General features: G+C 66.9%; 23 protein-coding genes. 13 read left to right on the plus strand and 10 right to left on the minus strand.

Translation table 11 applies throughout. The features are described from left to right. Positions 1-10: 10 nt before the first annotated feature. On the plus strand, positions 11-592 hold the full coding sequence (locus A3Q7_RS0111520; RefSeq protein ID WP_018412036.1) for a histidine phosphatase family protein: 582 nt from the start codon (positions 11-13) through the stop codon (positions 590-592). A gap of 44 nt (positions 593-636) precedes the next feature. Continuing rightward, positions 637-2385 carry a lipid A export permease/ATP-binding protein MsbA gene (gene msbA, locus A3Q7_RS0111525; RefSeq protein WP_018412037.1) on the plus strand — a complete coding sequence of 583 codons (1749 nt, stop codon included), beginning with the start codon at positions 637-639 and terminating at the stop codon, positions 2383-2385. Between the two features lie 20 nt (positions 2386-2405). Here the strand turns inward: msbA and A3Q7_RS0111530 are convergent, their stop codons facing one another. Together A3Q7_RS0111530 and A3Q7_RS0111535 are read right to left on the minus strand one after the other, a co-directional pair. Beyond that, a complete protein-coding gene (locus A3Q7_RS0111530) occupies positions 2406-3491 on the minus strand; it encodes a lipocalin-like domain-containing protein (RefSeq protein ID WP_018412038.1) in 1086 nt (361 codons plus the stop codon). Beyond that, positions 3488-4675 (minus strand): glycosyltransferase, encoded by a 1188-nt coding sequence (locus A3Q7_RS0111535; protein ID WP_026224740.1) that lies wholly within the window; start codon positions 4673-4675, stop codon positions 3488-3490. The genes A3Q7_RS0111530 and A3Q7_RS0111535 overlap by 4 nt, the downstream gene beginning before the upstream one ends. 93 nt (positions 4676-4768) lie before the next feature. Here A3Q7_RS0111535 and A3Q7_RS0111540 point away from each other — a divergent pair, with 93 nt between their 5' ends. The 4 genes from A3Q7_RS0111540 to A3Q7_RS20295 all read left to right on the plus strand — a co-directional run bounded on the left by A3Q7_RS0111540 (position 4769) and on the right by A3Q7_RS20295 (position 10006). Next, positions 4769-5863, plus strand: a complete 1095-nt coding sequence (locus tag A3Q7_RS0111540; protein WP_018412040.1) for a glycosyltransferase — start codon at positions 4769-4771, stop codon at positions 5861-5863. 92 nt (positions 5864-5955) lie between these two features. Then, positions 5956-7014, plus strand: a complete 1059-nt coding sequence (locus A3Q7_RS0111545) for a PEP-CTERM sorting domain-containing protein (RefSeq protein ID WP_018412041.1) — start codon at positions 5956-5958, stop codon at positions 7012-7014. A 101-nt stretch (positions 7015-7115) separates the two neighbouring features. Further along, positions 7116-8312, plus strand: coding sequence for a glycosyltransferase (locus tag A3Q7_RS0111550; RefSeq protein WP_026224741.1), 1197 nt, complete (start codon positions 7116-7118; stop codon positions 8310-8312). Beyond that, positions 8309-10006: a glycosyltransferase family 2 protein gene (locus A3Q7_RS20295; protein WP_018412043.1), complete on the plus strand. Its 1698-nt coding sequence runs from the start codon at positions 8309-8311 to the stop codon at positions 10004-10006. Before A3Q7_RS0111550 ends, A3Q7_RS20295 begins: the two co-directional genes overlap by 4 nt. 5 nt (positions 10007-10011) lie before the next feature. Here A3Q7_RS20295 and A3Q7_RS0111560 read toward each other — a convergent pair whose 3' ends face one another. Together A3Q7_RS0111560 and A3Q7_RS0111565 are read right to left on the minus strand one after the other, a co-directional pair. Beyond that, positions 10012-10788 (minus strand): ferredoxin--NADP reductase, encoded by a 777-nt coding sequence (locus A3Q7_RS0111560; RefSeq protein ID WP_018412044.1) that lies wholly within the window; start codon positions 10786-10788, stop codon positions 10012-10014. Positions 10789-10888: 100 nt separating this feature from the next. Further along, on the minus strand, positions 10889-11908 hold the full coding sequence (locus A3Q7_RS0111565; protein ID WP_232417961.1) for a glycosyltransferase: 1020 nt from the start codon (positions 11906-11908) through the stop codon (positions 10889-10891). A 172-nt stretch (positions 11909-12080) separates the two neighbouring features. Here A3Q7_RS0111565 and ilvD point away from each other — a divergent pair, with 172 nt between their 5' ends. Then, complete coding sequence (gene ilvD / locus A3Q7_RS0111570; RefSeq protein WP_018412046.1) at positions 12081-13931, plus strand: dihydroxy-acid dehydratase; 1851 nt, start codon at positions 12081-12083, stop codon at positions 13929-13931. Next, positions 13928-14779 carry a DMT family transporter gene (locus tag A3Q7_RS0111575; RefSeq protein ID WP_018412047.1) on the plus strand — a complete coding sequence of 284 codons (852 nt, stop codon included), beginning with the start codon at positions 13928-13930 and terminating at the stop codon, positions 14777-14779. The genes ilvD and A3Q7_RS0111575 overlap by 4 nt, the downstream gene beginning before the upstream one ends. A 139-nt stretch (positions 14780-14918) precedes the next feature. Here the strand turns inward: A3Q7_RS0111575 and A3Q7_RS0111580 are convergent, their stop codons facing one another. From A3Q7_RS0111580 to A3Q7_RS0111590, 3 genes are read right to left on the minus strand one after another with little or no spacing between them, the layout of a single operon-like run. Next, a complete protein-coding gene (locus A3Q7_RS0111580; RefSeq protein ID WP_018412048.1) occupies positions 14919-16139 on the minus strand; it encodes a multifunctional CCA addition/repair protein in 1221 nt (406 codons plus the stop codon). Beyond that, entirely contained in the window at positions 16140-17096 is a 957-nt protein-coding gene (locus tag A3Q7_RS0111585) for a complex I NDUFA9 subunit family protein (protein ID WP_018412049.1), read from the minus strand. Positions 17097-17139: 43 nt separating this feature from the next. Then, entirely contained in the window at positions 17140-19083 is a 1944-nt protein-coding gene (locus A3Q7_RS0111590) for a lytic transglycosylase domain-containing protein (RefSeq protein ID WP_232417962.1), read from the minus strand. 48 nt (positions 19084-19131) lie between these two features. Here A3Q7_RS0111590 and A3Q7_RS0111595 point away from each other — a divergent pair, with 48 nt between their 5' ends. After that, positions 19132-19755: a 5-formyltetrahydrofolate cyclo-ligase gene (locus A3Q7_RS0111595; protein WP_018412051.1), complete on the plus strand. Its 624-nt coding sequence runs from the start codon at positions 19132-19134 to the stop codon at positions 19753-19755. A 78-nt stretch (positions 19756-19833) separates the two neighbouring features. Here the strand turns inward: A3Q7_RS0111595 and A3Q7_RS0111600 are convergent, their stop codons facing one another. The 3 genes from A3Q7_RS0111600 to ilvA form a co-directional block, all read right to left on the minus strand. Continuing rightward, positions 19834-20361: an SRPBCC family protein gene (locus A3Q7_RS0111600; RefSeq protein WP_018412052.1), complete on the minus strand. Its 528-nt coding sequence runs from the start codon at positions 20359-20361 to the stop codon at positions 19834-19836. A gap of 73 nt (positions 20362-20434) precedes the next feature. Beyond that, positions 20435-21391: a YVTN family beta-propeller repeat protein gene (locus A3Q7_RS0111605; RefSeq protein WP_018412053.1), complete on the minus strand. Its 957-nt coding sequence runs from the start codon at positions 21389-21391 to the stop codon at positions 20435-20437. Then, positions 21388-22899 carry a threonine ammonia-lyase, biosynthetic gene (gene ilvA / locus A3Q7_RS0111610; protein ID WP_018412054.1) on the minus strand — a complete coding sequence of 504 codons (1512 nt, stop codon included), beginning with the start codon at positions 22897-22899 and terminating at the stop codon, positions 21388-21390. Before ilvA ends, A3Q7_RS0111605 begins: the two co-directional genes overlap by 4 nt. A 116-nt stretch (positions 22900-23015) precedes the next feature. Between ilvA and A3Q7_RS0111615 the strand changes: the two genes are divergently transcribed. Genes A3Q7_RS0111615 through A3Q7_RS0111630 form a run of 4 tightly spaced genes read left to right on the plus strand, consistent with a single transcriptional unit; the run spans position 23016 to position 25516 of the window. Further along, entirely contained in the window at positions 23016-23423 is a 408-nt protein-coding gene (locus tag A3Q7_RS0111615; RefSeq protein WP_018412055.1) for a YqaA family protein, read from the plus strand. Between the two features lie 4 nt (positions 23424-23427). Further along, complete coding sequence (locus A3Q7_RS0111620) at positions 23428-24519, plus strand: VanZ family protein (RefSeq protein ID WP_018412056.1); 1092 nt, start codon at positions 23428-23430, stop codon at positions 24517-24519. 29 nt (positions 24520-24548) lie between these two features. Continuing rightward, positions 24549-24857 carry a (2Fe-2S) ferredoxin domain-containing protein gene (locus tag A3Q7_RS0111625; protein WP_026224743.1) on the plus strand — a complete coding sequence of 103 codons (309 nt, stop codon included), beginning with the start codon at positions 24549-24551 and terminating at the stop codon, positions 24855-24857. Continuing rightward, the gene (locus tag A3Q7_RS0111630; RefSeq protein ID WP_018412058.1) at positions 24857-25516 is read left to right on the plus strand and encodes an alpha/beta hydrolase; all 660 of its coding nucleotides are present in this window, start codon (positions 24857-24859) and stop codon (positions 25514-25516) included. Before A3Q7_RS0111625 ends, A3Q7_RS0111630 begins: the two co-directional genes overlap by 1 nt. Position 25517 lies beyond the last annotated feature (1 nt).

The raw sequence follows: 25517 nt of genomic DNA on the forward strand, positions 1-25517 counted from the left end.
ACGCAACACGATGAACGAACTGTTCCGCCTGAGTGATCCGCTCGATCTGTATCTGGTCCGGCATCCGAAACCCGAGGTGGATCCCGGACTGTGTTACGGCGCGGTCGATCTGCCGGTTGCCGACGATCCGGTGCGGGAAGCACGGCGGCTTGCGCCTCTGTTACCCGCGCGATGCCGTGTGGTGGCCAGCGCACTGAGCCGGGCCCGGCTTCTCGCGGAAGCGCTTTCGCCCGATCCGTTCATCGATGAACGTCTGCGCGAGCTCGATTTCGGCGACTGGGAACTGAAGCCCTTTTCCGACATTCCGGCCGACGGGTTCGCCGTGTGGGGAAGCACGCTGATCGATTTCCAGGCGCCCGGCGGCGAGCGCTACTCGGACATGGCCGATCGCGTCTGGCAGGCGTTCGAACATCACCGCCAGGGCGTGCAGGCGCTGGTGATGGTCGCGCACAACGGCCCGATGCGTGCACTGGTCGGCACCCTGCTCGGCCTGCCTCCCAGCCGATGGCTCAACCTGGAGTTCGAATTCGGCCGGCTCACGCGACTCACCATCGGACCGCTCGGTCCAAAACTGCGCGCCTTCAACCTGTGAGCCCGTATCAGGGATAATCCGCGCTTCACCGCCCACCCCCTGCCATGACTTCTTCCCAGCTTTCCAGCCGTGCGCTCTACCTGCGCCTGCTCGGCTATGTCCGTCCCTACTGGATCGCATTTGCGGTTTCCATTGTCTGCATGGCACTGACTGCCGCAGCCGAGCCGGTCTTTCCCGCCCTGATGAAGGAGCTACTGGATGGCGGCTTTGGCGGCAACGACCCGCGCGCGCTGTGGTTCTACCCGATCGCTCTGGTCCTGCTGTTCGTCGTGCGCGGCCTGTTCGGCTTCGTTGCGGACTACGCATTCGCCTGGGCAGCCAACAATGTGGTGCTCGACCTCAGGCGCGCCATGTTCGGACGGCTGCTCGCCCTGCCCACCGACTTCTTCGACAACCAGTCTTCCGGCGCGCTGATTTCCAAGGTGGCCTACGACGTGCAGGGCGTCACCCAGGCGGCCACCAATGTGATTACCGTGTTCGTGCGTGACTCGCTCACCGTGCTCGGCCTGCTCATCTGGCTGCTGTGGTTGAACTGGAAACTCACGCTCATCGTGTTCGGCATGCTGCCCTTCATCGCCATCATCGTGAGACTGAGTTCGCGCCGCATACGCGAGTCGGCGCGCGGTGCCCAGCGGGCGATGGGCAGCATCGCCCACACGCTGGAAGAGTCCATCGAGGCGCACAAGGTGGTGAAGATATTCGGTGGCCAGGACTACGAAATGGGGCGTTTCGAACACGCTTGCCGCACGCAGCGCCGGCAGAACATGCGCAACATCATCGCCGCCTCGCTGGTGTCGCCGATGACGCAGGTACTGACCGCGATCGCCCTGGGCATCGTGATCGCGGTAGCGCTGCACGATTCGGCCGAGAACCGCACCACGGTAGGCGGCTTCATGGGCTTCGTCACCGCGATGCTCATGCTGCTCGCGCCGCTGAAGCGGCTGACCGACGTGAACGCGCCGCTGCAGCGCGGCCTGGCGGCCGCGGAAAGCGTGTTCCAGTTGATCGACCAGCAGGTCGAACGCGACGACGGCACGGTAAGCCTGGACCGGGCGCGTGGACGCATCGATTTCGACCAGCTCGGCTTCGCCTATTCAGGTCGGGATCACCGGGTGCTGCAGCACTTCGACCTTTCGGTCGCGCCCGGAGAGACGGTTGCCCTGGTCGGCGCGTCCGGTTCCGGCAAGACCACGCTGGCCAATCTGCTCGCGCGCTTCTACGCGCCGACCAGCGGACGCATCCTGCTCGACGGCCATGACATACAGAACATCCGGCTCGCCAGCCTGCGCGCCAATATGGCGCTGGTGAGCCAGGATGTCGTGCTGTTCAACGATACGGTGGCCGCGAATATCGCCTATGGCGCGCTGCGCGGTACCGAAAGAGCGGACATCGAGGCAGCCGCCAGGGCTGCCTGCGCGCTCGATTTCATCCAGGCCATGCCGGAGGGATTCGACACCCTGATCGGCGAGAACGGCGTAAAGCTGTCGGGCGGACAGCGGCAGCGGCTGGCGATCGCGCGTGCGCTGCTCAAGGATGCGCCGGTGCTCATCCTGGACGAGGCGACTTCGGCGCTGGACACGGAATCGGAACGTCAGGTGCAGGCGGCACTGGAAGTGCTGATGAAGAACCGCACCACGCTGGTGATTGCTCACCGACTGTCGACCATCGAACGCGCCGACCGCATCGTGGTGATGGATCGTGGACGCATCGTGGAAATCGGGCGGCACGCCGAGCTGCTGGCTGCCGGCGGCATGTATGCGGGGCTGTACAACTCGCAGAAGGCCGGCGAGTAGCTCACCCGCGTGCCGGCCACTCAGATGCGCAATCGCCGCGCATAACCGGTCAGCTCGAGATAGCCCCGCCCCGCCAGGACATCGTTCTCGTAGGCGGTGACGGCACCTTCCCAGTAGATCGCACCGGTACTCGCCTGACTGTCCAGCTCCTGGTCGTCCATCAAGGGACGCAAGGTGAACAACCGCTCCCCGACAGCCACTGACAGCTCGACCGGATAGTCCGCTCCGGTACGCGGGCTGCGCCAACGACGGAGTACCGAAAACCGCAGCTCTTCGGGCCGGAAGCGGCGGTCGCTGCCGCCGGTGCGCAGGCTGGCGGCGGCCCACAGCGCGGCGCCGGATTCATCCCTCATGCGGAATGCCATGAGCGCCCCGCCATCGCCGAGGTTGATGCCCAGCCAGTCCCAACCGTGAGCGCCGTCGGGCATCAGCGCACTGGACCATTCGTGGTCCAGCCACGCCGATCCGCCCACCTCCCGTTGTCGCCCGGCATGGCCGATCCGCCCGCGTACGGCAAGCTGCGGCCAACTGAGGTAATGGCTGGCGTGCGTCGCATCCGGGCCCTTGCGGCTGAATCCGTCATCGCCCTGCAGCAGCACCGGCTGCGTCGGCTCGAAATGCAGATCCAGGCTGAAATCGGCCGCAGCGATCGCCGCCTCCATGCGTCCGGAATCCGGTGCGCGCCGCAGCGACCAATCGCCAATGTGTACAGCCATGTCCTCGCGCGCCGCCTCGGCAAGTCCGAAGCCGGCGCGCGCACTGCGCTGCGCATGGCGCAGCCTGCCATGTCGCGGGTCGCTGAGCGCCGCATGGGCGAGCAGCAACTGACGTGGTGCGAAGCGGCTCGGATTGTCGTCATGCGCAGGCTGCCGCACTCGGAAGAAGGTGATCTGAAAGCCGAGAGGCTGGGCGCTGGACGGCTCCAGCCAGCCGGTGATGTACCACCACTCGATGCGATGGCCGGGATGCGCGCCGTGATCGCGCGGAAGCACAAGCCTGCTGCCGGGCAGGACCGGGGCGTAGGGTGAGGCGGCGGCGGTATCGGAACGGGGCGTCAACGCGAGCAGCGCAAGGGCCGACGCGACGCGACGCCGCAGCGGGTTCATCGTGCGAGTGCCCGCAGGATGCCATCGGCCATCCGGCATCCAGTCTGTCGCGTCGAAGCTCCGGCATGCCGCCGCGCGAAGCGTTCGCAGCTTTCGCGCAGATCGGCATCATCGAACAGGCGGTCCAGCATGCGCTCGACATCCGGCAGAGGAGAGCCGGGCTCCGACAGCAGGCCCACACCCGCATCGCGTGCTCGGCGGGCAAGCATGTACTGCTCGAGATGATTGGGAAACATCCACTGCGGACGGCCGGCCAGCGCGACAGCCGCAACCGTGCCCGCGCTGCCGTGATTGATCACGATGTCGGCATCGCGCATCACATCGTCGATGCGCACCGGACGGGTTTCCACGCGAACACCGGTGCCGAGGGCCTGCACGTCGGCCTGCGTCAGGCCGCGTGCGTGCAGCAGCACGGCGCAGCCGCGGCGCGTCAGCGCAGCGACCAGCGGACGCAGTGCAGCGTGCTCGGCGTTCATGTAGATGAACGCCCTGCGCTGTCCGTCCGGCCACTGCGGCGGTACGCCGCGATCTCCGACATAGCAGGGGCCGAGCGGCTCCAGGTCGCCGTAATCCGGGTAGTGCGTCAGTTCAGGCAGACAGGCCAGCAGTCGTGGAGTATCGGCGAACAAGGCGGCGAGATCGCGCAGGGGGGTATCGCCCGTCATGCGCTGCGCCTCGCGCACCGGCCGCAGCACGAACTCGTCGCTGTGCGCGGCGCGTGCGCATTCATCGGCATCCCAGTAGCGCATGGCCGGCAGCGGTCGCTGCAGCGGTGGCAGTTCGAAGCCGTTGCCGATGGCCGCCCGAGGCTGACCGCACCAGCGCGCGCTGAGCAGCGCCGTCGGCGCATGATCGGCGATCACAATGTCCGGTGCGACCGCGCGGAACAGGGCGCGCCACGCGTGCATCAGTCCGGCCAGTCCGTGCGGATCCAGCCATCCGGCCGAGGCCAGCACATAGGCATAGGTGCTCAGCCGCGGCGCCTGCGCCATGCGCGGCAGCCAGACCGGTGACTGCAGCGCCTCGAAGCCCTCCGCCACCACCCGCTCCCAGGCGCGCACCAGATCCTTCAGCGCAAACACCACTTCGTGGCCGCCGGCGCGAAGCTCGCGCGCCGCGAGCAGCATGCGGTCGATGTGGCCCATGCCTGTGCCCAGCTCCCAACTCATCAGGATACGGCTCATGCCTGTGCCCGCAGGCCTCCTTCGTTTACATTCGAACGATTATCACACCTGCCTCTGTTGCATGCCTCATCGCCACTCATCCGGAGAGCCTGCATGACCCGTCCGCTGCGCGTCGTGCTGGTGACACACGATCCCTTCTGGCGACTGGGTGGCGGCGAACGCACCCGCAACCTCGCACTGTCCTGGATGCTCGGTCAGCTTTTCGAACTGCACCTGTACTGCCTCGCGCCCGTCGGCGAAGGCGATCGCGCCCTGCTGTCGAGATTGCGGATCAATGCCACGCTGCATCCGGCACTGCCTGAGGTGGCGGCCGGACTGCATGGGCTGATCGACTCGACATCCGCCGGCGCCTGCATCTTTGCGCGCATCAAGCTGCATGCGCTCGCGATGAACCTGCCGCCGCATGTGCTGCGCATCCTGGATACGCATGATCTGGTCAGCGACAACGTGACATCGCGCGCCCGGGTTGGCCTCGCGCCCTGGGATCACCCCATGGATTTCGAGCAGGAAATGGCCTTGCTCGCCTGCTACGACCACGTGCTGTTGATCCAGCGGGACGATCACCGCCGGGTCGCCGCCCGGCTCGGGCCGGACCGTGCGCTCTGTGTTCCGCACCCGGTGTCCTTCGCACGCGTGCCGGTACGCCCGCAGGGACGGACCCTCGGCTTTGTCGGCAGTGCGTGGCAGGCCAATATCGACGGTCTGGACTGGTTCGCCAGAGAGGTATGGCCCCGCTTCCGCGACGACGCACTCGAGTTCCATGTCTGGGGCACGGCAGGCACGCGCTGGAAACCGCCGGAGGACGCGCGCATCGTCCGCCATGGCTTCGTTGCCGACTACCGCGCCATCTGGGGTGCGATGGACGTGGCCATCAACCCGGTGCGCTGGGGATCCGGTCTGAAGATCAAGACCGTCGAGGCACTGGGTCATGGTCTGCCGCTCGTCACCACCACCGAGGGCGCACGGGGTGTCGAGAACCCTGACAGCGCAAACTTTTGTGTCACCGACGATCCTCTGCGGTTCGCCGATACCTGCCTGCGCTGGCTGGATTCGCCTGGCGAGCGCGCGCAGCTTGGAGAACGCGCTCATGCACTGGCGTCCCGGCTGTTCGCACCGGAACGTTGTTTCGTGGAATTGATCACGGCGCTACGTCGGGCAGAAACGTCGAACAAATTGACAGCACGGTAACCGGTTCGTAACAAAACATTGATTATCAGCCGCTTGCCCGGGGTGGCCTCCTTCTTGCTGAACGGCAAACGCAACAACCACAAGGAGAGGTCATGCATTCCCCCTTCAACCGCCCCAACGCGATCGCGCTTGCCGTCGCCGCCGCCTGCGCATCGCTGTCCTTTGCGGCGCATGCGGCCGCCGTCACGGTGACCGGTCAGTACGCGCTGGGCAGCTCGAACAGCGGCTCTGCCGTCACCGCGGACAACACCCCGCAGTTCGATGACGACGGCGACGGCAATCTGAACGTCGATTACTACCTGTGGAAGGACTCGGGCTTTTCCCCGGCCGGCAATTCGGTGTTCTTCCACACCTATGGTTACGAGTCGGGCGGCGATGCCACCTTTGGCGCACGCGCGTCCGGCGAAGGCGTTTTCTACGCGACCACGAAATCCAGCTACAGCACCACGGTGGACATCAGCGGTCCGCAGGCGGTGAAGTTCGACTTCAACGTGAGCTGGTCGGAACTGGCCTTCTACAGCGCCTTGCTGGGCAACACCGGCACCGCGCAACTGCAGCTCATCATCAGCCTTGATGGCACCACCTACACCAAGGAGGACGTCAAGCTCACGCTGGGGGCCGATGGCAGCATCAGTTGCGTCGACAGCGGCTTCGGCATCCTCGGCAGCTACATGGGTTGCGGCGACCTGTCCGGTACCGGCATCAACAAGGACAGCCGCGACTTCTCGGTGAATCTGGGCGTGAAAACCAGCGATTTCACGCTGCAGTACGACATCATCGCTACCGTATCGGGCGACATGAGCAACGCCGGCACGGAGTGCGCCGGCTATGGCGAATTCGTGCAGGAAGGCGGCTATGGCGGCGTGATCGCCTGGAACGAGCAACCGCAGCTTGCTGCGGCGCTTGCCGACGACGGCTATGGCGGCGCTCCGTGCAACCCGGGCCAGGCCATCGCCCGCAGCGGCGACCCGCTCAACATCGGATTCGACACGGTCAATACCGGCTTCCAGCCGCTGCTCGATCCGTCGCAGAGCACGTCGCCGTTTGCCATCACGACCACCCCGGCCAACACGGTGCCGGAACCGTCGACGCTGCTGCTCGCCGGAGCCGCGCTCGGCGCGCTGGCGGCGCGACGACGCAAGCCCGGCTGATCGCGACCGGTTCGCTCAACGGCGCCTGCGGGCGCCGTTTTTTTTCGCCAACGAAGATGTCGGTCACGCGGCGCGCAGGACGCTGCCCTTACCATCTGCGCATGGCGCGCATACTTTTCTGCTGGGAACTCGGGGGCGACTACGGCCACCTGTCCCGACTCGTGCCGCTCGCGCTCGAACTGCGGGCACAGGGACACGAGCCGGTATTCGCACTACGCGATCTGATGGGCGCCGAAGCGCTGCTGCAGCCGCATGACCTGCCCTTCTTCCAGGCACCGCTGTGGATAGGCCAGGTCACCGGGCTGCCACCGGCGGTCAGTTATGCCGAACTGCTGATGCGCTTCGGCTTCCTGAACGCGCGCGCGCTGACCGGCATCGCGCGCGCCTGGCGCAAGCTGATCGCACAGATCGATCCGGCACTGCTGGTGGTCGATCACGCACCGACCGCGCTGCTCGCCAGCCGCGGCCTGCCGCTGCGCCGTCTGCACGTGGGCGACGGCTTCTGCATCCCGCCCGCACGTCAGCCGCTGCCCGCCTTCCGCTGGTGGGAGCCGGCGCCGCTGCGACGGCTTGCCGATTCGGAAGCGCATGTGCTGCGCACCGCCAATGAGGTACTGGCGCTGCTGTCCGCGCCGACGCTGTCGTCCCTGTCCGATCTGTCGTGCTGCGATGCCGGACTGATGCTCGGCTTCCGCGAACTGGACCCCTATCCCGAACGCGAGGATGCGCTGTGGCTGGGGCCGGTGTTCGGCCTCGCACACGGTCGCCGCTTCGCGTGGCCGGATGGCGCCGGGCCTCGCGTGTTCGCTTACCTGAAACCTGGCTATGCCGGTCTGGATGCCATGCTCGCCGCGCTCGCCGACCTGCCGGCTCGAGTGATCGCCCATGTGCCGGGCGTGGCAGCCCGCACTGTTGCGCAGCACAGCCGGAATGCAATGCACATCGACAGCGAACCGCTGGATATCGCGCAGGTGCAGCGCGAATGCGATGTCGCGGTCTCGCATGGCGGTTCGGGCACCGTGGCCAGCATGCTGCTGGCCGGCAAACCGCTGGTGATCGCGCCAATACAGATGGAACAGGCGATGACCAGCCGGCGTCTCGCACAGCTCGGCATGGCACGCGTGATCGACCCGGATGCGCTTGCTCACGCGCCAGCCATATTGCGGGCAGCGCTCGCCGACGACACCATGCGTGCCGCAGCGAAACAGTTCGCCGCCCGCCATGGCGACTATTCGATGGCGCTGACGGTGCGCCGCGCGGTCGAACAATGCACCGCCCTTCTGGGAGCTTCGGCATGAGCAGGCCCACCTTTTCCGTCGTGATCTGCAATTACAACTACGCGCGCTTCGTCGCGGACGCGGTAAACAGCGTACTGAGCCAGGACTACCCTGCAGAGCTGGTCGAGGTCATCGTGGTCGACGACGGCTCCACCGACGGATCCCTGAGCGTGCTCGAGCGCTATCGCGATCACCCGCAGGTCCGTTGCATCAGCCAGCCCAACCGCGGACAGACCGCGGCCTGCGAGGCGGGCGTGCGGGCCGCCGGCAACGAATTCATCTGCCTGCTCGATTCGGATGACCTGTGCCTGCCGCAGCGATTGAGCCGGGTTTCCGCGTGGATAGTGGCCAGCGGCGTGGAGCGCGAACGCCTGTTCCTGTGTCATGACCTGCTGTTGCGCGACGACCGGAGCGGCGAAACGGTCGAGCAGCGCTGGTTCGACATCGTCGGCATCCGTGCGCTGGGCGCGCGCTACGATCTTGACGGGCCGCCCATGTTCTTCCCGTTCTCGGTTCCCGCCGGACTGGTGTTTTCGCGCGCATTGCTCGCGCGCTGCCTGGAAGGCATCCCGCCCTGGGTGTTCCCGCGTGGCACCGATGGGGTGCTCTGTCCGGCGGCGCTCGTGCTGGCGGGAGAGGTGCATTACCTGCACGAGCCGCTCGGTCTCTACCGCATCCACGCCGACAATGAATTCGCCAGCCTGCAGGGCGGTCGCTACACGCCGCGCATCGATCTGCGTGACCGCACGCCACGGCAACTGCATTTCCTCGACCAATGGATAGACACCGCCGGCTTGCCGCCCGCACAGCGGGCGCGCGCACGCGGCTACTTCCGTCGCTGGGAACGCTTGCAGCGAACGCCGACACCGGACCGCGGATGCAGCTCGCCCAGGGTGAGCGTCGCGCTGGTCGGCGACGCGGAGGCACGAGCGCTCGCCGCCAGCGCGGATTCCATCGCCGCGCTTCACTACGCGCACCTGGAGGCGCTGCTGCCGGAATCCGGCATTGCGCAGCCCGACTCGACCAGGTTCGCCCTGCTCAGCCTGACCGGCATGCCCGGTACCGGGCTGCATGCGTTGATCGCGGCGCTGCGCGCCGCGAGTGGCGACTTCATCGTGTTCCTGCCGGCGGGCGATCGCCTTGACCGCGACTTCATCGACCGTCATCTTCATTACCGCATGCATGGCGCGCTGGTCGGGGTCAGTTGTTCCGACATCCGCCTGCTCGCGCCGGACGGGGCACTGCTGCATTCGGATGCCTACATGCGCAGCGGCGCGTGGCAACAGCCGGTGCAGCAGGTGCCGCCGCTGGCGAGCACGCTCGCACAATGGGCGGCTCCGCCACTGGCCGCCTGCATGTTCGATCGTCGGCTTCTGGCCGAAGCCCTCGCCGGCATCGACACCGACGCGTTGCCGGCCGACATGGTGCATGCCGGTGGCTGGCTGCCGGTGCAACTGGCCCTGCACCTGACCGGCATGCTGCGTTTTCGCGAAACGCTGTCAGGCGTTGTGTGCCGGGAAGGCGGGCAGGCCAGCTACGGCTGGCTGTCGGCGCCGCACCGCCTGGACGGCTCGCTGGTCGATGCGCCGCTTGCGGGCGCGGGCCACTGGTTCGCGGACTGGAAAAGAAAAAAGGCCGACTGGCTGGGACGCACCCTGCCGCCGGCCTGGCATCGCCGTTTCGACGCCTGGCTGGACGCCCAGCGGACGAACTGAACCGGTCAGCGTTCGACGAATGCCCGCTCGATCACGTAATCACCCGGCTCGCCAATCCCCGGAGAGATGACGAAGCCGCGCTCGTCGAGCAGGTCGGCCGTGTCCTTGTTCATGCTCGGGCTGCCGCAGATCATGGCGCGGTCGGTTTCCGGATTCAGCGGCGGCAGGCCCAGATCGTCGGTCAGCTTGTTGCTCTTGATCAGGTCGGTCAGACGCCCCTGGTTGCGGAAGGGCTCACGCGTAACGCTGGGATAGTAGAGCAGCTTGTCGCGGACGAATTCGCCCAAGAATTCGTCGTTGGGGAGCTCGTTCTGGATGAAATCCTGGTAGGCCAGCTCATTCACGTGGCGCACGCCATGGAACAGGATCACCTTGTCGAAGCGCTCGTAGGCCTCCGGATCGCGGATCAGGCTCAGGAAGGGCGCAAGGCCGGTACCGGTGCCGAACAGGTAAAGATGCTTGCCCGGCTTGAGGTCATCCAGCACCAGCGTGCCGGTCGGCTTGCGTCCGACCAGGATCTGGTCCCCCGGCTGCAGATGCTGCAGGCGCGAGGTGAGCGGACCGTTCTGCACCTTGATGCTGAAGAACTCGAGGTGCTCCTCGTAGTTCGCGCTGGCGATGCTGTAAGCACGCAGCAGCGGCTTGCCTTCGGCCTCGAGACCTATCATGACGAAATGACCGTTGCGGAAACGCAAGGACGGATCGCGCGTGGTCTTGAAACTGAACAGGGTGTCGTTCCAGTGGTGAACGCTGAGTACTTTTTCGGGTGCGACGGCAGCCATGGCGGAATAAGAACGGGATTGCGGATGGCGCATTTATAGCGCCGCGGCGCAGCATAACTCAATACGCAAAAACACAATGATTCAATAACCTTGAGTTATCTCAAGCCCGGGTCTGGCCGTCCGGCTCGCTCTGCTCCTGCAGCCAGCGCAGCAAGGGAGCAAAGCACTTCTCTTGTGTGAAACGGCTGCGCGCATAGCGATGCGCCGCATCCGCCAGCTCGGCACGGCGCTCCGGGGATCGCAGCAGATCGAGGCACGCCTGCGCAAACGTGTCGGCCTCGTCCGCCACAATGAAGGCGCGCCCGGCCCCATCCTCCAGTCCGCGCGCGCCTTCACGCGTGGTCACAAGAGGCAGGCCGGACGCCAGCGCCTCCACGGTCTTGATCTTGAGGCCGGAACCCCAGAAGACGGGATTGATGGCTATGTCGATGCCCGACCACAGCGCGACAGTGTCGGGCACGATGCCGCGCGAGTGCATGCCCATCGGCAGGCATCCGGCCATCCCGACGGCCAGCGGGCCGGCCAGCGCGAGGCTTGCGCCGCTGTCGGCCAGATCGGGCCAAACACGCTCGGCGAACCAGCGGAAGCCGCGGACATTCGCTTCACGCTGACTCGCGGCATAGCCGATGACGTGTTGCAGAGGGCGCACCGGCTGCCGAGGCAGGCACACCGGATGCGGCACGCACAGTGCGCGCTCGCCCAGCACCGCGGACACACGCGCGCAGTCGTCGGGCTGTATCAGCAGCACGCGGTCGTAGTGCTTGAGATAGTTCATTTCCTGCTCGAAACCGAGCGCCTCTTCGACCGCCACGCCCGCCCGCCGGCGCGATGCCGCGCAGTCGCTCACCAGGTCGTGCGTATCCATCACGATGCGCACGCCGGGCGGCAGCGCCTGGCGCAGGAAATCAGCCTGCAGGCGCGACAGCACTACCACCTGGGGCCGCAACCGCGCGCACAGCGACGCCACCTCATGAATCAGCATGCCGGCGGCTGGCCGGTGCACGCGGCCTCCCAGCAGCAGGTATGGATGGGGCGACGCGCCGACCGCCGCCTGCGCCCCCGCATCCAGCGGCGAAGGGAAAAACACGGTCAGTTCGACCGCCTCCGCCAGCGACGCCACCAACGCTGCGGTCCGCGTGGCTTCGCCGTTTCCCGGTTGCCAGTAGCGGCTTCGGGTGATGAACAGGAGTTTCGGTCGGCACATGGCGGATGAGGAGCGGGGCAGGATGACAGGGCAAGATCGATGCGGGCCGGCTAGAATTCTTTCTTTACCCGATTCTGCAGGAGCTTCCATGCCCGCCTACCGTTCCCGTACCTCCACCCACGGCCGCAACATGGCCGGCGCCCGCGCGCTGTGGCGCGCCACCGGCATGAAGGACGGCGATTTCGGCAAGCCCATCATCGCCATCGCGAACAGCTTCACCCAGTTCGTGCCGGGCCATGTCCACCTGAAGGACCTGGGTCAGATGGTGGCGCGCGAAATCGAGGCAGCGGGCGGCGTGGCCAAGGAATTCAACACCATCGCGGTGGATGACGGCATCGCCATGGGTCACGGCGGCATGCTGTATTCGCTGCCCTCGCGCGATCTCATCGCCGACAGTGTCGAATACATGGTGAATGCCCATTGCGCGGACGCGCTGGTGTGCATTTCCAATTGCGACAAGATCACGCCCGGCATGCTGATGGCGGCACTGCGCCTGAACATCCCGACCGTGTTCGTATCCGGTGGCCCGATGGAAGCGGGCAAGGTGAACTGGGGCCAGAAGATCATCGCGGTGGACCTGGTCGACGCCATGGTGAAGGGCGCCGACAGCAATTGTTCGGACGAGGAAGCGGAGGCCTACGAGCGCAGCGCCTGTCCCACCTGCGGCTCGTGCTCGGGCATGTTCACCGCGAACTCGATGAACTGCCTGACCGAAGCACTCGGCCTGTCGCTGCCGGGCAACGGTTCGGTGCTGGCCACCCACGCGGATCGCAAGGCGCTGTTCCTGCGTGCCGGCCGGCTGGCGGTCGAACTGGCCCGCCGCTATTACGAACAGGAGGATGCCTCGGTGCTGCCGCGCGCCATCGCCAGCTTCCAGGCGTTCGAGAATGCAATGGCGCTGGACGTTTCGATGGGTGGCTCGACCAATACCGTGCTGCACCTGCTGGCAGCGGCCAGGGAAGCCGGCGTGGATTTCACCATGGCCGACATCGACCGCATTTCGCGGCGCGTGCCCTGCCTGTCCAAGGTGGCGCCAGCCAAGTCCGATGTGCACATGGAGGACGTGCACCGCGCAGGCGGCATCATGGCCATCCTGGGCGAACTGGATCGCGCCGGCCTCATCCACCGCAATCTGCCCACGGTGCACAGCCGCACGCTGGGCGAGGCGCTGGATACCTATGACGTGATGCGCACACGCGACGAGGCGATCCACGACTTCTACCGTGCCGCCCCCGGCGGCGTGCCGACCCAGGTCGCGTTCTCGCAGGATCGCCGCTACCCCGAGCTGGATCTGGATCGCACTCACGGCGTGATCCGCAACAAGGCCAATGCCTTCAGCCAGGACGGCGGACTGGCCGTGCTCTACGGCAATATCGCCGAGCGCGGCTGCATCGTGAAAACCGCCGGCGTGGACGATTCCATCCTGAAGTTCAGCGGCACCGCCCGTGTGTACGAGAGTCAGGACGACGCGGTGGCCGGCATCCTCGGCGACGAGGTGAAGGCGGGCGAGGTGGTGGTGATCCGCTATGAAGGCCCGAAGGGCGGCCCCGGCATGCAGGAAATGCTGTACCCGACCAGCTACCTGAAGTCCAAGGGACTGGGCAAGGCGTGCGCGCTGCTCACCGACGGGCGTTTCTCCGGCGGCACCTCCGGCCTGTCCATCGGTCACGCCTCGCCGGAAGCGGCGCAGGGCGGCCTGATCGCACTGGTGCAGGACGGGGACCGCATCGACATCGACATTCCGAACCGCACCATCCATCTCGCGGTGGACGAAGCCGAACTGGCGCGCCGCAAGGCCGCCGAAGAAGCGCGCGGCGACGCGGCATGGACGCCGAAAAACCGCCAACGCATCGTGTCCGCCGCCCTGCAGGCCTACGCGCTGATGACCACCAGCGCTGATACCGGCGCGGTGCGCGATCTGAATCAGTTGCGCCGTTGACTGAGGCGACATCGCCGCTGCGCATCGCCGCGCTTACCGCGCTGGCAATGCTGGCCTTCGCCGCCAATTCACTGCTGAACCGGCTCGCACTCGCCGAGACGGCGATGGACGCCGCGAGCTTCACGCTGGTTCGCATCGCCTCCGGCGCCCTCGTGCTGTGGCTGCTCGTGCGCCGTCAGTCCACCGCACGCATGGCCGGCGACTGGCCGGGAGCGGCCGCTCTGTTCATCTATGCAGCCGCCTTTTCGTATGCCTACCGGGAACTGGCTGCCGGCACCGGCGCACTGCTTCTGTTCGGGACGGTGCAACTGACCATGATGGGCACCGGGTTTTTCCGGGGAGAACGCCTGACGCCGGTCCAGACGGCGGGCTTCGTGCTGGCCTTGCTGGGTCTGGGGGTGCTGCTGGCGCCCGGCGTCACCGCGCCCCCGGCCGAAGCCGCCATCCTGATGGCGCTGGCCGGTCTGGCCTGGGGCGTGTATTCCCTGCGCGGCAGGCACGCGCGGGGTACGCCTCTGGCCATGACCGCGGGCAATTTCGCGCGCGCCGTCCCCATGGCCGTCGGCCTGTCCATGGCGGCGGCAGGGCAGGCGCGCATCGACCCGTCGGGCATGATGTATGCCGTGCTGTCGGGCGCCCTCGCCTCCGGCGTCGGCTACGCCATCTGGTACAGCGCACTGCGTGGCCTGAGCGCTACGCGGGCGGCCAGCGTGCAATTGTCGGTGCCGGTGATCGCCGCACTGGGCGGCGCCTTGCTGCTGTCGGAAACGCTCACGCTGCGCCTGCTGCTGGCATCCATCGCGACGCTGGGTGGCATCGCCCTGGTCATCCTCGCACGCCGGAACTGATCCATCGGCGCGGGACACTGGCCACCGGCGAGGGTGAAGTGTCGGCGGTGTGTGGACGCTGGCAGCGAAGCGTGACAGCCGGTAGCGGCCCGCAGCCGCTTTCCGCCCACACGCGGTCGCTGCGTAGCGCGGGCATGCCTCAAAGTGCCGCCACCGCGCGGACACGCGCGGCATGCACTGCCTGCGCGATGGCCGCACCGCCCGCCTTGCCGGCGGAGGCCATCTCGCCTGCGATGGCACCGGCATCGACCGATCTGATCGCCTCGACCGCAGCCTGCACGATGGCGGCCTGCGGATAACCGGCCTCGTCGCGCCCGGGGCGACTGCGCGCGTCCGCTTCGCAGGCGAGCAGGATGTCCGCCAGTCTGCCGGGCTTGCGCATCACATCCAGCCGCTCCAGCAGCTTCACCATGGTGTCCGCGCGCAACTCGGCGGCACGGTGCACATGGGTGTGTTCCTGCGCCACCAGGCGCGCGATGTCGGCGATGTCCACCGGTACGCGCAGCCGCTCGGCCAGCTCGCGCGCCAGCTTCGCGCTGCGCACCTCATGTGCGATGTGGCGGGGCCATTCATGCTGCGGCGTCGTACCCTTGCCCAGATCGTGCGCCACCAGGGCCCAGCGCGTCGCCAGCGAAGCGCCGTGTGCCGCCGCCCAGTCCAGACATTGCAGCAGGTGCAGCCCGGTGTCGATTTCCGGGTGATGCTGCGGCGGCTGCGGCACACCGAACAGCCGGTCCACCTCGGGCAGCACGGCACGCAGCGCGCCGCTCGCACGCAATACCTCGATCATGCGCGAAGGTCGGGCTTCCATCAGGCCACGCGACAGCTCTTGCCATACCCGCTCGGCCACCAGCGCGTCGGCCTCGCCCGCCTCCACCATGTCGCGCATCAGCCCCATGGTTTCCGACGCCACGGTGAAATCGTGAAAGCGCGCGGCAAAACGCGCCACACGCAGGATGCGCACCGGATCCTCGACGAAGGCATCGCTCACGTGACGCAGCAGGCGCGCGGCAATGTCGGCGCGTCCTCCGTAAGGATCGGTCAGCGTCCCGTCCTCGGCCCGCGCGATGGCGTTGATGGTGAGATCGCGCCGCCGCAGGTCCTGCTCCAGCGTGACCGACGCATCGGCATGGAACACGAAGCCGCGATAGCCGGGCGCAGTCTTGCGCTCGGTGCGTGCGAGCGCGTACTCCTCGTGCGTCACCGGATGCAGGAATACCGGGAAATCGCGGCCGACCGGGATATAGCCGCCCGCCACCATGTCTTCCGGCGTGGCGCCCACGACCACCCAGTCGCGGTCGCCGGGCGGCAGACCCATCAACTCGTCGCGGACCGAACCGCCGACCCGGTAGACGTCCACTCAGCGATGCGCCCGCGAACGCGCCAGTTCGAACCGGTCGGTCGGCCGGAAATCCACCAGGCAATCGGCGATCTCGTTATCCAGGATGGCAGGTGCGAACCCGAAGGGCAGCGAGCAACCCGCCTCGCACACGCTGTCGACCTGCATGGAACGCAGGTTGTCGCGCGACATGAGCGTGGGTCCGGGCGCCAGTTCGAGGGCAAGAGCCTGCAGTTGGGCGAGCGGTCCGGGCAGGCCGATCACGCAGCGTTCCGAGCCTATGGCGCGTCCGGTCATCTTCACCAGTTCTCGCATGGTGTAGACGCGCGGACCGCACAGCGAATACGTCTGTCCGATGGCCTCCTCGCTGCCCAGCGCATGCACGATGCAGCGCGCGACATCGCGTACCGACACCGGCTGATAGCGCGTGTCGGCACCGGCCAGCGGCATCACCGGGAACTTCTTCAGCAAGGAGGCGAACAGGCGCAGGAAGCACTGGCCATTGCCATAGATGAGTGACGGACGGAACACCGTCCAGTCCACACCACTGGCGCGCACGGCCGTTTCACCGGCGGCCTTGGAACGCAGATAGCCGGAGGGCGCATTGTCGGCCGCTCCGAGTGCGCTCACGTGAACGACGCGGCGCACGCCGGCGGCCTGCGCCGCCGCAGCGACCGCGCGCGGCAGTGCGACGTGCGCGCGCTCGAAATCGCGCCCCCAGGGCTGACCGGAGCGCGAATGCAGGATGCCGACGCAGTTCACAACGGCATCGACGCCGTGCATCAGGCGAGCCAGTTGCACCGGGTCATGCACGTCGGCGTCGACCACATCGACCATGGGCAGCAGGATGAGATGCTTCGCTCGGTCGCGTCGGCGGGTGGGTACGACCATGCGCACATTGCGCTCGGCCAGCAGGCTGGCAACATGGCTGCCGACGAAGCCGGAGCCGCCGATCAGCAGGACGGTGTTCGGGAACATGGGGTCTCCAGGTCTGTGCTTCAGGACTCTTGTATCGGGGACATCAGATGGGATCATCCGGCGATGCGCCAGGCCCCGGCTGTATGGTACCCAGCCTCTGCTTGAGACCGGGCTCCTTCTGGCCGAACACCAGGCCGTACATCACCGCATTCGCCATCACTTTCTTCACGTAGTCACGGGTTTCGGTAAACGGAATGGATTCAGCATAGATGGCGCCCTCGATCGGACGCGCCGGCCGCCACTTCCTGGCGCGGCCCGGTCCGGCGTTGTAGCCGGCGCTGGCCAATACCGGGTGATCGTCCAGACTGTCCAGCACCAGCCTCATATAGCTGGTACCCAGCATCAGATTGGTCTGCGTATCGGCGATGCGCGAAGGATGGTAGTCGCTCATGCCTATCTTCTTGGCCACCCATTTCGCCGTCGCCGGCATCACCTGCATCAGGCCCTGGGCGCCGGCAGAAGATTTCGCATTCATGACAAAGCGGCTTTCCTGCCGCATCAGGCCGTAAACCCATGCGATATCGAGCGCGCGCGCATGCACGTGCGGTTCGACATCGCGCCGCATCGGCGCGATGTAGCGCAGCGTATAGTCGTGTTCGAGCAGTGTGCGCTCGGCGGTGGCGATCGCGCGGTCCCACAACTGCCGCCGCACCGCCACCTGGGCGATCGCGAGCAGTGTGCGGTCGTCCGCGTCGCGCGTGGACCAGTTCCATTCGCGCAGCGCCTCGGTGCGCAGGTCCAGTTCGAACAGTTTGAGCGCGCGCGCGATGGCGGGCGTCAGTTCGGCCCGCCTGACGTCCTCGGGCAGCGGTTCCGGTGCGCGCGGCGGCAAGCGGTGCGGCTGACCCAGTTCTTCCTGCGCGAGCAGCCCATAGAAGTGGGGCTCGCCGGAAATGCGGCGATACAGTTCGTGCGCCTGGTCCACATGACCGGTGGCGGCACGCGCGCGCCCGCCCCAGTAGATCCACTCCGGCCGCGACGCAAGAGGTTCCGGCATTTTCGCGATCACGTCGCGCACCAGCTTCCAGTTGCCCGCCCGCATCGCGGCGCGTACGCACCAGCCCAGTACCTCGTCGCCGGCAAGGAACTCGTCCGCAGAACGGCACCACTGGACCGCGCGTGCATCGTGCTGCATGCCGCCCTGCCAGCCGAGCTGGCCGAAGGCATAGGCGCGTTCCTGCGGACTGAGCCGCGCCGCGATCACTTCCAGGCTGCGCTCGGCGGAACGCACGTCGTTGCGCGCCTGGCGAGCGATCGCCATCAGCGCGAGTTCGCGGCCACGCCGCGTCACCGAAAAGTTGGCGGGTTGGCGCGCCAGCCAGCGCGTGGGATTGGCGACGATGTCGTCCAGCACATTGCCCGGCCGGTTCGCCGCCGGCAGCAATTCGAGCGCGCTGCGCGCCTGTGCGGGCCGCTTCGCCTCCATCTGGCGGCGCGCGCGATTCCACACATCGTCCTCGCTCAGGCGACCGGCATCGTACAGCGCCGCAAAAACCGGATTGCAGGCGCCCGGGGCGTCATCCAGCGTGTCCCACAACTGACGCGCGGCATCCATGGACTGGGCGTCACCGAGCACCTGCCCTGCGCGCACGGCGAGACAGCGCAGATCGGTTTCCGGCGCCGGCGACCGGTCCGGCAGTTTCGCGTACTCGTCGCGATAGGCCGACCACTGTTCGCCCTTGGCAAGCTGGCGCAGCCAGTCACTGCGCAGTCGCTGGGCAAGCAGCGTACCGGCGTTGCGCTCGAGAAAGGCCGCGACGGTGTCCGGCGAGGTGCGGTCCAGATCCATGCGCAGCCGGTAATAGTCGACGTAGGGGGACAGCACGTGGGACGCCGGCACGCCGGAGGCATGCCGCTCGAAAGCCTGACGGTTGCCGGCCGCGAATGCATCGCGCGCAGCGAGGAACGACGCGTCCGCGTCGGCAAGGACAAGCGCCGGCAAACAGAGCAATGTGCCGGCAGCAAGGGCACGGATCGGGAAGCGCATGGGCATCTGGTACTGTTTTCGTTTCGACAACAATGATACCCGTCGCCAATGAATGTTCCCGAGCCCGTTCCCGTCCCGATCGATGTTGCCGTTGCCGATGACAGGGCCCGACGCAAGGCCTTGCGGCAGGAACTGATCAAGCGCCGGCAGTCGCTGGACGACACGGCGAAACAGCGCTTGCAGCAGGCGCTCGATCACCACCTCGCCATCCTGATCGCACGGCTTGATCCGGTCTCCATCGGCTTCACGTGGCCGTATCGCGGCGAGTACGACGCGCGGGCGGTGATCCGGCGCTGGCTGGCGGGCGATGTGTCACGCTGGGCCGCGTTGCCGGTGGTTGGCGGCAAGGGAGAGCCGATGAGCTTCCGCCGCTGGAACGACGCCACGCCGATGACCACCGATCGCTACGGCATTCCCTATCCATCGGTCGGCGCGGCGGTCGTGCCGGCGCTGCTGCTCATCCCGTGCAACGGCTTCGACGCCCGCGGATACCGGCTTGGCTATGGCGCCGGCCATTACGATCGCACGCTGGCCGCGCTGCAGCCAACGCCGGTTGCGGTCGGCGTCGCGATCGAAGATGGCAGGCTGGACGATCTGCGGCCGCACGAACACGATCTGCCCATGGACTGGATCATCACCGAAACCGGCATTGCCGGGCCATTCGGCCGGTGAACGCACGACGGGCCGGCGATGCCGGCCCGTCGTGCGGAAAGCCTGGCGTCGAGCCTGCAGGAACAGGCCCGACGACACTCACTTCTCCATGATCTTCTTCAGGTTCTCGAGGCCGCTCTTGTAGACGCCGGTCACCGCGGTCATCGCGGCTTCGTCGTCCTCGCCCTTCGGAGGATCGTTGTTCATGTACTTGCGATAGAAGGCGCCTCGCCATTCCACCACGGCAGTGCCGCCGTCACCCGCCTTCACGGTGATGTTGGAACTGTAGTTGGTGACCGGCAGCGCGCCGCCATCCTTTGCGCGATACGAGAACTTCTTCGCCGACGGATCGATGGTTTCGAGCGTTTCGACGATTTCGCCGCCACCCTTGATCTTCAGGGTACGGACCGAGCCCACCTTGCTGCCGTCGGTGGCGGTGCTGCTTTCCACTGCCGGATGCCAGCCCTGCAGGTTGGCGAAGTCACTCACCTTGGCCCATACCGCGTCCGGGCTCGCCTTGATGGTGATCGATTCGAAAGCCTTCTGGCGTGTCGGGCCGTGTGCGTGGGCGACGGATGCCGCCACGCAGGTGGCGAGCATCATGATGAATGCCGAAACAAAACGCATGTGTTGAATCTCCTCTCGGTCGAAGTGCAGGGTAAGAAAAAAGTCCCGACGATAACGGCTCGCGCCGCGATGATCAACGTACAGTCGCCGATCCATCGATGAAACGGCCAAAGCCGCGCGGATTGCTGCCCAGGTCGACGCTGCCTCTTGCCTTGCCGGTTTCGGCATCGAACAGGCCGACCTGATCGTCCATCCAGCTCACCACCATCAGCACCTTGCCGGCGACGGCAACGCCTTCCGGATAAACGACCGCAGGCCAGGTGGCGATGACGCGATGTTGCGCGGTATCGATGACGGATACGCTGTCGCCCTTCTGATTGGTGACATAGGCACGCGCGCCGTCATCGGAAAAGGCGATGCCGTAGGGCGATTTGCCGACCGGCAGAGTGGCCACGGTCGCACCCGACGACGTGTCGAGCACGCTCACGTCATTGCTCCATACGTTGAGCGCGTACAGCGTGCGTCCGTCGGCGGACAGTTCGATCGCGAACGGATGCTGGCCGACCGGCAGCGATCCGATCTGTTTCATTTCATCCAGATCGAGCACCCCGACCGCGTTGTCGTCGCGATTGGCCACATAGGCCCGACGGCCGTCGGGCGCCGCAACCATGCCGGCGGGCGCCTGCCCGGTCGCGATCTCGCCGAGCGGCTTGTGGCTCGCCGCGTCGAATACCAGTACGCGATGCGAAAACCAGTCGGCCACCAGCAGCTTGCGGCCATCCGGTGTCACCGTGATGCCGACCGGGCTGCGGCCCGCTGGAAACTCGCCGACCACCCGGCGCGACGCCAGATCGATGGCGGTCACGGTGGCGCTGTCCGGACTGCTGATGAAGGCCTTGCCGGCAGCGGCGCTGACCCATACGCCAGCGGGTGACTTGCCGGCCGGCAGCCGGGCGACGATGGTCTTCGCATCGACGTCGACCACGGTCACCTCATGCGATCCCTGGTTGGTGATATAGGCCAGCGGTCCGGCCTGTACGTGCGTACCGACCAGTGTGCAGCAGGCGGCGAGCAGACGCAGCGCCTTCATCCGAGGAACAGCTTGTAGGCAGGATTGGCCGTTTCCTCGTGCCAGGCGTAGCCGAGCGAATCGAGGAAATCCTGCAGCGCCTGTGCGTCCTCTGGCGGCACCTGCATGCCCACCAGCACACGGCCGTAGTCGGCGCCGTGATTGCGGTAATGGAACAGGCTGATGTTCCAGTCGCGGCTCATGGCTTCCAGGAACTTCATCAGCGCGCCCGGTCGCTCCGGGAATTCGAAGCGGAACACCTGTTCGCGACCGACCGCCGGGCTGCGCCCGCCCACCATGTAGCGCACATGCAGCTTCGCCATCTCGTCGTCGGTGAGGTCGAGCGACGGAAAACCGTGCGCGCCGAGGTGTTCGACCACGGACGCCGCCTCGTCGCGGCCGGACACCTGCACGCCAACGAAGGCATGCGCCTCGTTGGCGTCCTTGTAGCGATAGTTCAATTCCGTCACATTGCGCCGCCCGAGCAGGGACACCAGCTCGCGATACGCGCCGGGGCGTTCCGGCAGCGTGACGGCCAGTACCGCCTCGCGCGACTCGCCGATCTCGGCGCGCTCCGCCACGAAACGCAGGCGGTCGAAATTCATGTTGGCGCCGCTGGCCACCGCCACCAGCGTCTTGCCCTTCAGGTTGTTGCGCGTCACCCACGCCTTGGCGCCCGCCACGGCGAGCGCACCCGCCGGCTCCAGGATGGATCGCGTGTCCTCGAACACATCCTTGATCGCCGCGCAGATTTCGTCGGTATTGACCAGCACCATTTCATCGACGTACTGCTGCGCCAGCCGGAAGGTTTCCTCGCCCACCAGCTTGACCGCCGCACCGTCGGCGAACAGGCCCACGCTGTCGAGCTGGATGCGCTTGCCGGCGGCCAGCGAGCGCGCCATCGCGTCGGCGTCGGACGCCTCGACACCGATGATGCGCGTATTCGGACGCAGCCGCTTGATGTAGGCGGCAACACCGGCAATCAGGCCACCACCGCCGACGCAGCAGAACACCGCATCGATGGGCCGCGGATGCTGGCGCAGGATTTCCACGCCTATCGTGCCCTGGCCGGCGATCACGTCGGGATCGTCGAAAGGGTGCACGAAAGTCAGACCCTGTTCCGCTTCGAGCTTGCGCGCGTGGGCGTGGGCTTCGTCGTAGGATTCGCCTGCCAGCACGACTTCGCCGCCGCGCGAGGCGACCGCGTCGACCTTGATGCGCGGCGTGGTCGTGGGCATCACGATCACCGCGCGACAGCCGAGCTTCGCGGCGGACAGCGCCACGCCCTGGGCATGATTGCCGGCCGAAGCACAGATCACGCCGCGTGCGCGCGCCTCTGTGCTCAACTGCGCAATCTTGTTGTAGGCGCCGCGCAGCTTGAACGAAAACACCGGCTGCATGTCCTCGCGCTTGAACAGTATCGTGTTGCCGATGCGTCGCGACAGATTGGGCGCCGCGTCCAGAGGCGTTTCCAGCGCAACGTCGTACACTTGCGCATTGAGGATCTTTTCGAGGTAATCGATTTGCATGATGAAAGTGCAGCGCTGACGGCATCGGCCCGGGCTCGGTCGGTGCGCGAGCCCGCAAGCCTAGCAGTGCGGCGCCGCCATGGGCAAATCCGTTCCGTGTCGTTCCGGCTCGCCAGATGAGTGTGCTGCTGGACCATACGGCGGGTCTGGTCGGCCTGGTGCTGGTCAGTTTCCTGTCGGCCACCCTGTTGCCGGGCGGCTCCGAAGCGGCTCTGGCCGCACTGCTCGCCACGCATCCGGAACAGCGCGACGCGGCGGTGCTGCTGGCCACCGTCGGCAACACGGCGGGCGGCATGGTGAGTTACGCCATGGGTCGCTTCGTCCCGCGCAAGGAACTGCCTCCCAGGCTGGACACGCTGCGCCGGCACGGCACGCCGGCCCTTCTGCTGTCCTGGGTACCGCTGATCGGCGATGCGCTCTGCCTGGCTGCGGGCTGGCTGCGCCTCCCGCCCTGGCGCAGCGCGCTCATGATGGCGCTGGGCAAGGGCGCGCGCTACGTCGCGGTCGCCAGCGTAGTGGTCTGAGGCCATGCAGGCACGCATCCCGCGCACGCCCCGCTTACCACGCAATCTCGCGCTGCTGTGGGCGCTGCTCATCGCCTACGCCAGCCTGCATCCACTGGGTGCAGTGCGCGACGCGGGCGACGACCTGTTCGGCTTCCTGCTGGCCCCCTGGCCACGCTACTGGACACGCTTCGACGTGGTCGCGAATGCGCTCGGCTACATGCCTCTGGGTTTCCTGCTGGTGGCGGCGCTGATGCCGCGTCTGCGCGCCCTCGGCGCGCTGCTGGGCGCGATCGCGCTGACCAGCGGTCTGTCCATTGCCATGGAAGTGCTGCAGCACTTCCTGCCTACCCGAGTTCCATCCAATCTCGACGTCGCCTCCAACGCGCTGGGCGGCGCGCTCGGTGCGCTGCTCGGACTGCGCTGGGGGCGGCTGCTCGGCCAGGGCGGGGCGCTGGCACGCTGGCGCTCCCGCCGCATCGTGCGCGGCCATGCCGGGGAGATCGCGCTGGCGCTGCTGTTCCTCTGGTGGCTGGCGCAGATCGATCCCGATACGCCGCTGTTCGGCCTCGGCGATCTGCGCGGGCTGCTCGGTCTGGAAGCACCGGTCGATTTCACCGAGAAGCGCTATCGTGCCGTTGAGGTCGGCGCCTGCATCTGCGCCATGGTGAGCGTGGGCGTGACCGGCTGGCACAGCATGCGCACGCGCAGCCCCTGGCTGCTCGGCGCCGCCTTTGTGGTCGCGCTCATGGTCAAGGCAGGCTCCGGTGCCGTGCTGGTACCCGATGGCGGTGCCTGGGTCTGGGTCACACCGGGCGCGTTGATCGGTCTGGCTGGCGGTGCGCTGGCACTGACTGTCGCGCTCAGGTTGCCGGCCACGCTGCATTTCAGCGTGGCCGCGCTGGCGCTGCTCGCCGGCGTGGCGCTGGTCAATCTGGCACCGGAAAACCCCTATCCATCCGCAGTGTCGGATGCCTGGCGGGCCGGCCACTTTTTCAATTTCAGCGGCCTGACACGGCTGACGTCGGCGCTGTGGCCCTATTTCGCGCTGCCCTACCTGATGAGCTTGCAACTGAAGGAAAGCCGCGGCCGCCATCCGGTCCATGATCACCGATAATGCCGTCCTCGACCGAAGCAGGACCCGCCATGAGCCACTTCAAGCACCACGTATTCTTCTGCTGCAACCAGCGTACCGAGGGCCAGCAATGCTGTGCCGCGCTGGGCGCGAACGCGCTGCGCGATTACGCGAAGCAGCGCGTCAAGGCGCTTGGCCTGTCCGGTGAGGGCCGCACCCGCATCAATATGGCGGGCTGTCTGGACCGTTGCGACCAGGGGCCGGTCATGGTGGTCTACCCGGAAGCGGTCTGGTATACCTATGTCGACCGTGAGGACATCGACGAAATCATCAGCGAGCACCTGCAGAACGGGCGCATCGTCGAGCGGCTGAAGGTCTGATGAACGCGCGCATCCAGTCCGAACGTACGCGGGTGGCCGGCCCGGTCGGCGACATCGAGGTGCTGGCCGAACTGCCCGACCAGGCGCCCCGCGCCATCGCACTGATCGGGCATCCGCATCCGCTGTTCGGCGGAACGATGGAGAACAAGGTGGTGGTGACGGTCGCACGCGCGCTGCGCGAACTGGGCTGCGTCGCGCTGCGCTCGCAGTTCCGCGGCGTCGGCGCCACCGAAGGCACGCATGACGAAGGCAGGGGCGAAACCGACGACCAGCTCGCCGTGATCGAGCACGGCAGACGCACTTATGGCGAGTTGCCGGTCATCGTCGCCGGTTTCTCGTTCGGTGCCTTCGTCGCCACCCGGGTAGCCGACCGCCTGGCCGCGGCCGGCCGTCCGGTCGCCGGTCAGGTGCTGGTCGGGCTGGCGTCGGGCAGCGTCGAAGGCATACGCCACTACGAACCCGGTCCGGTGCGCGACGACGCACTGGTGATCCACGGCGAGCGTGACCAGGTGGTACCGCTGCAGAACGTGCTGGCCTGGGCCGCGCCGCAGAATCTTCCGGTATCGGTGCTGGGCGATACCGGACATTTCTTCCACGGCAAGCTGCATGTTCTTCGCACGCTGATCGAACGGTGGTGGCGCGCAACGGCGCCGGCCTGAC

The sequence above is a fragment of the Methyloversatilis thermotolerans genome, assembly GCF_000372885.1.
GTDB classification, from domain to species: Bacteria; Pseudomonadota; Gammaproteobacteria; order Burkholderiales; family Rhodocyclaceae; genus Methyloversatilis; species Methyloversatilis thermotolerans.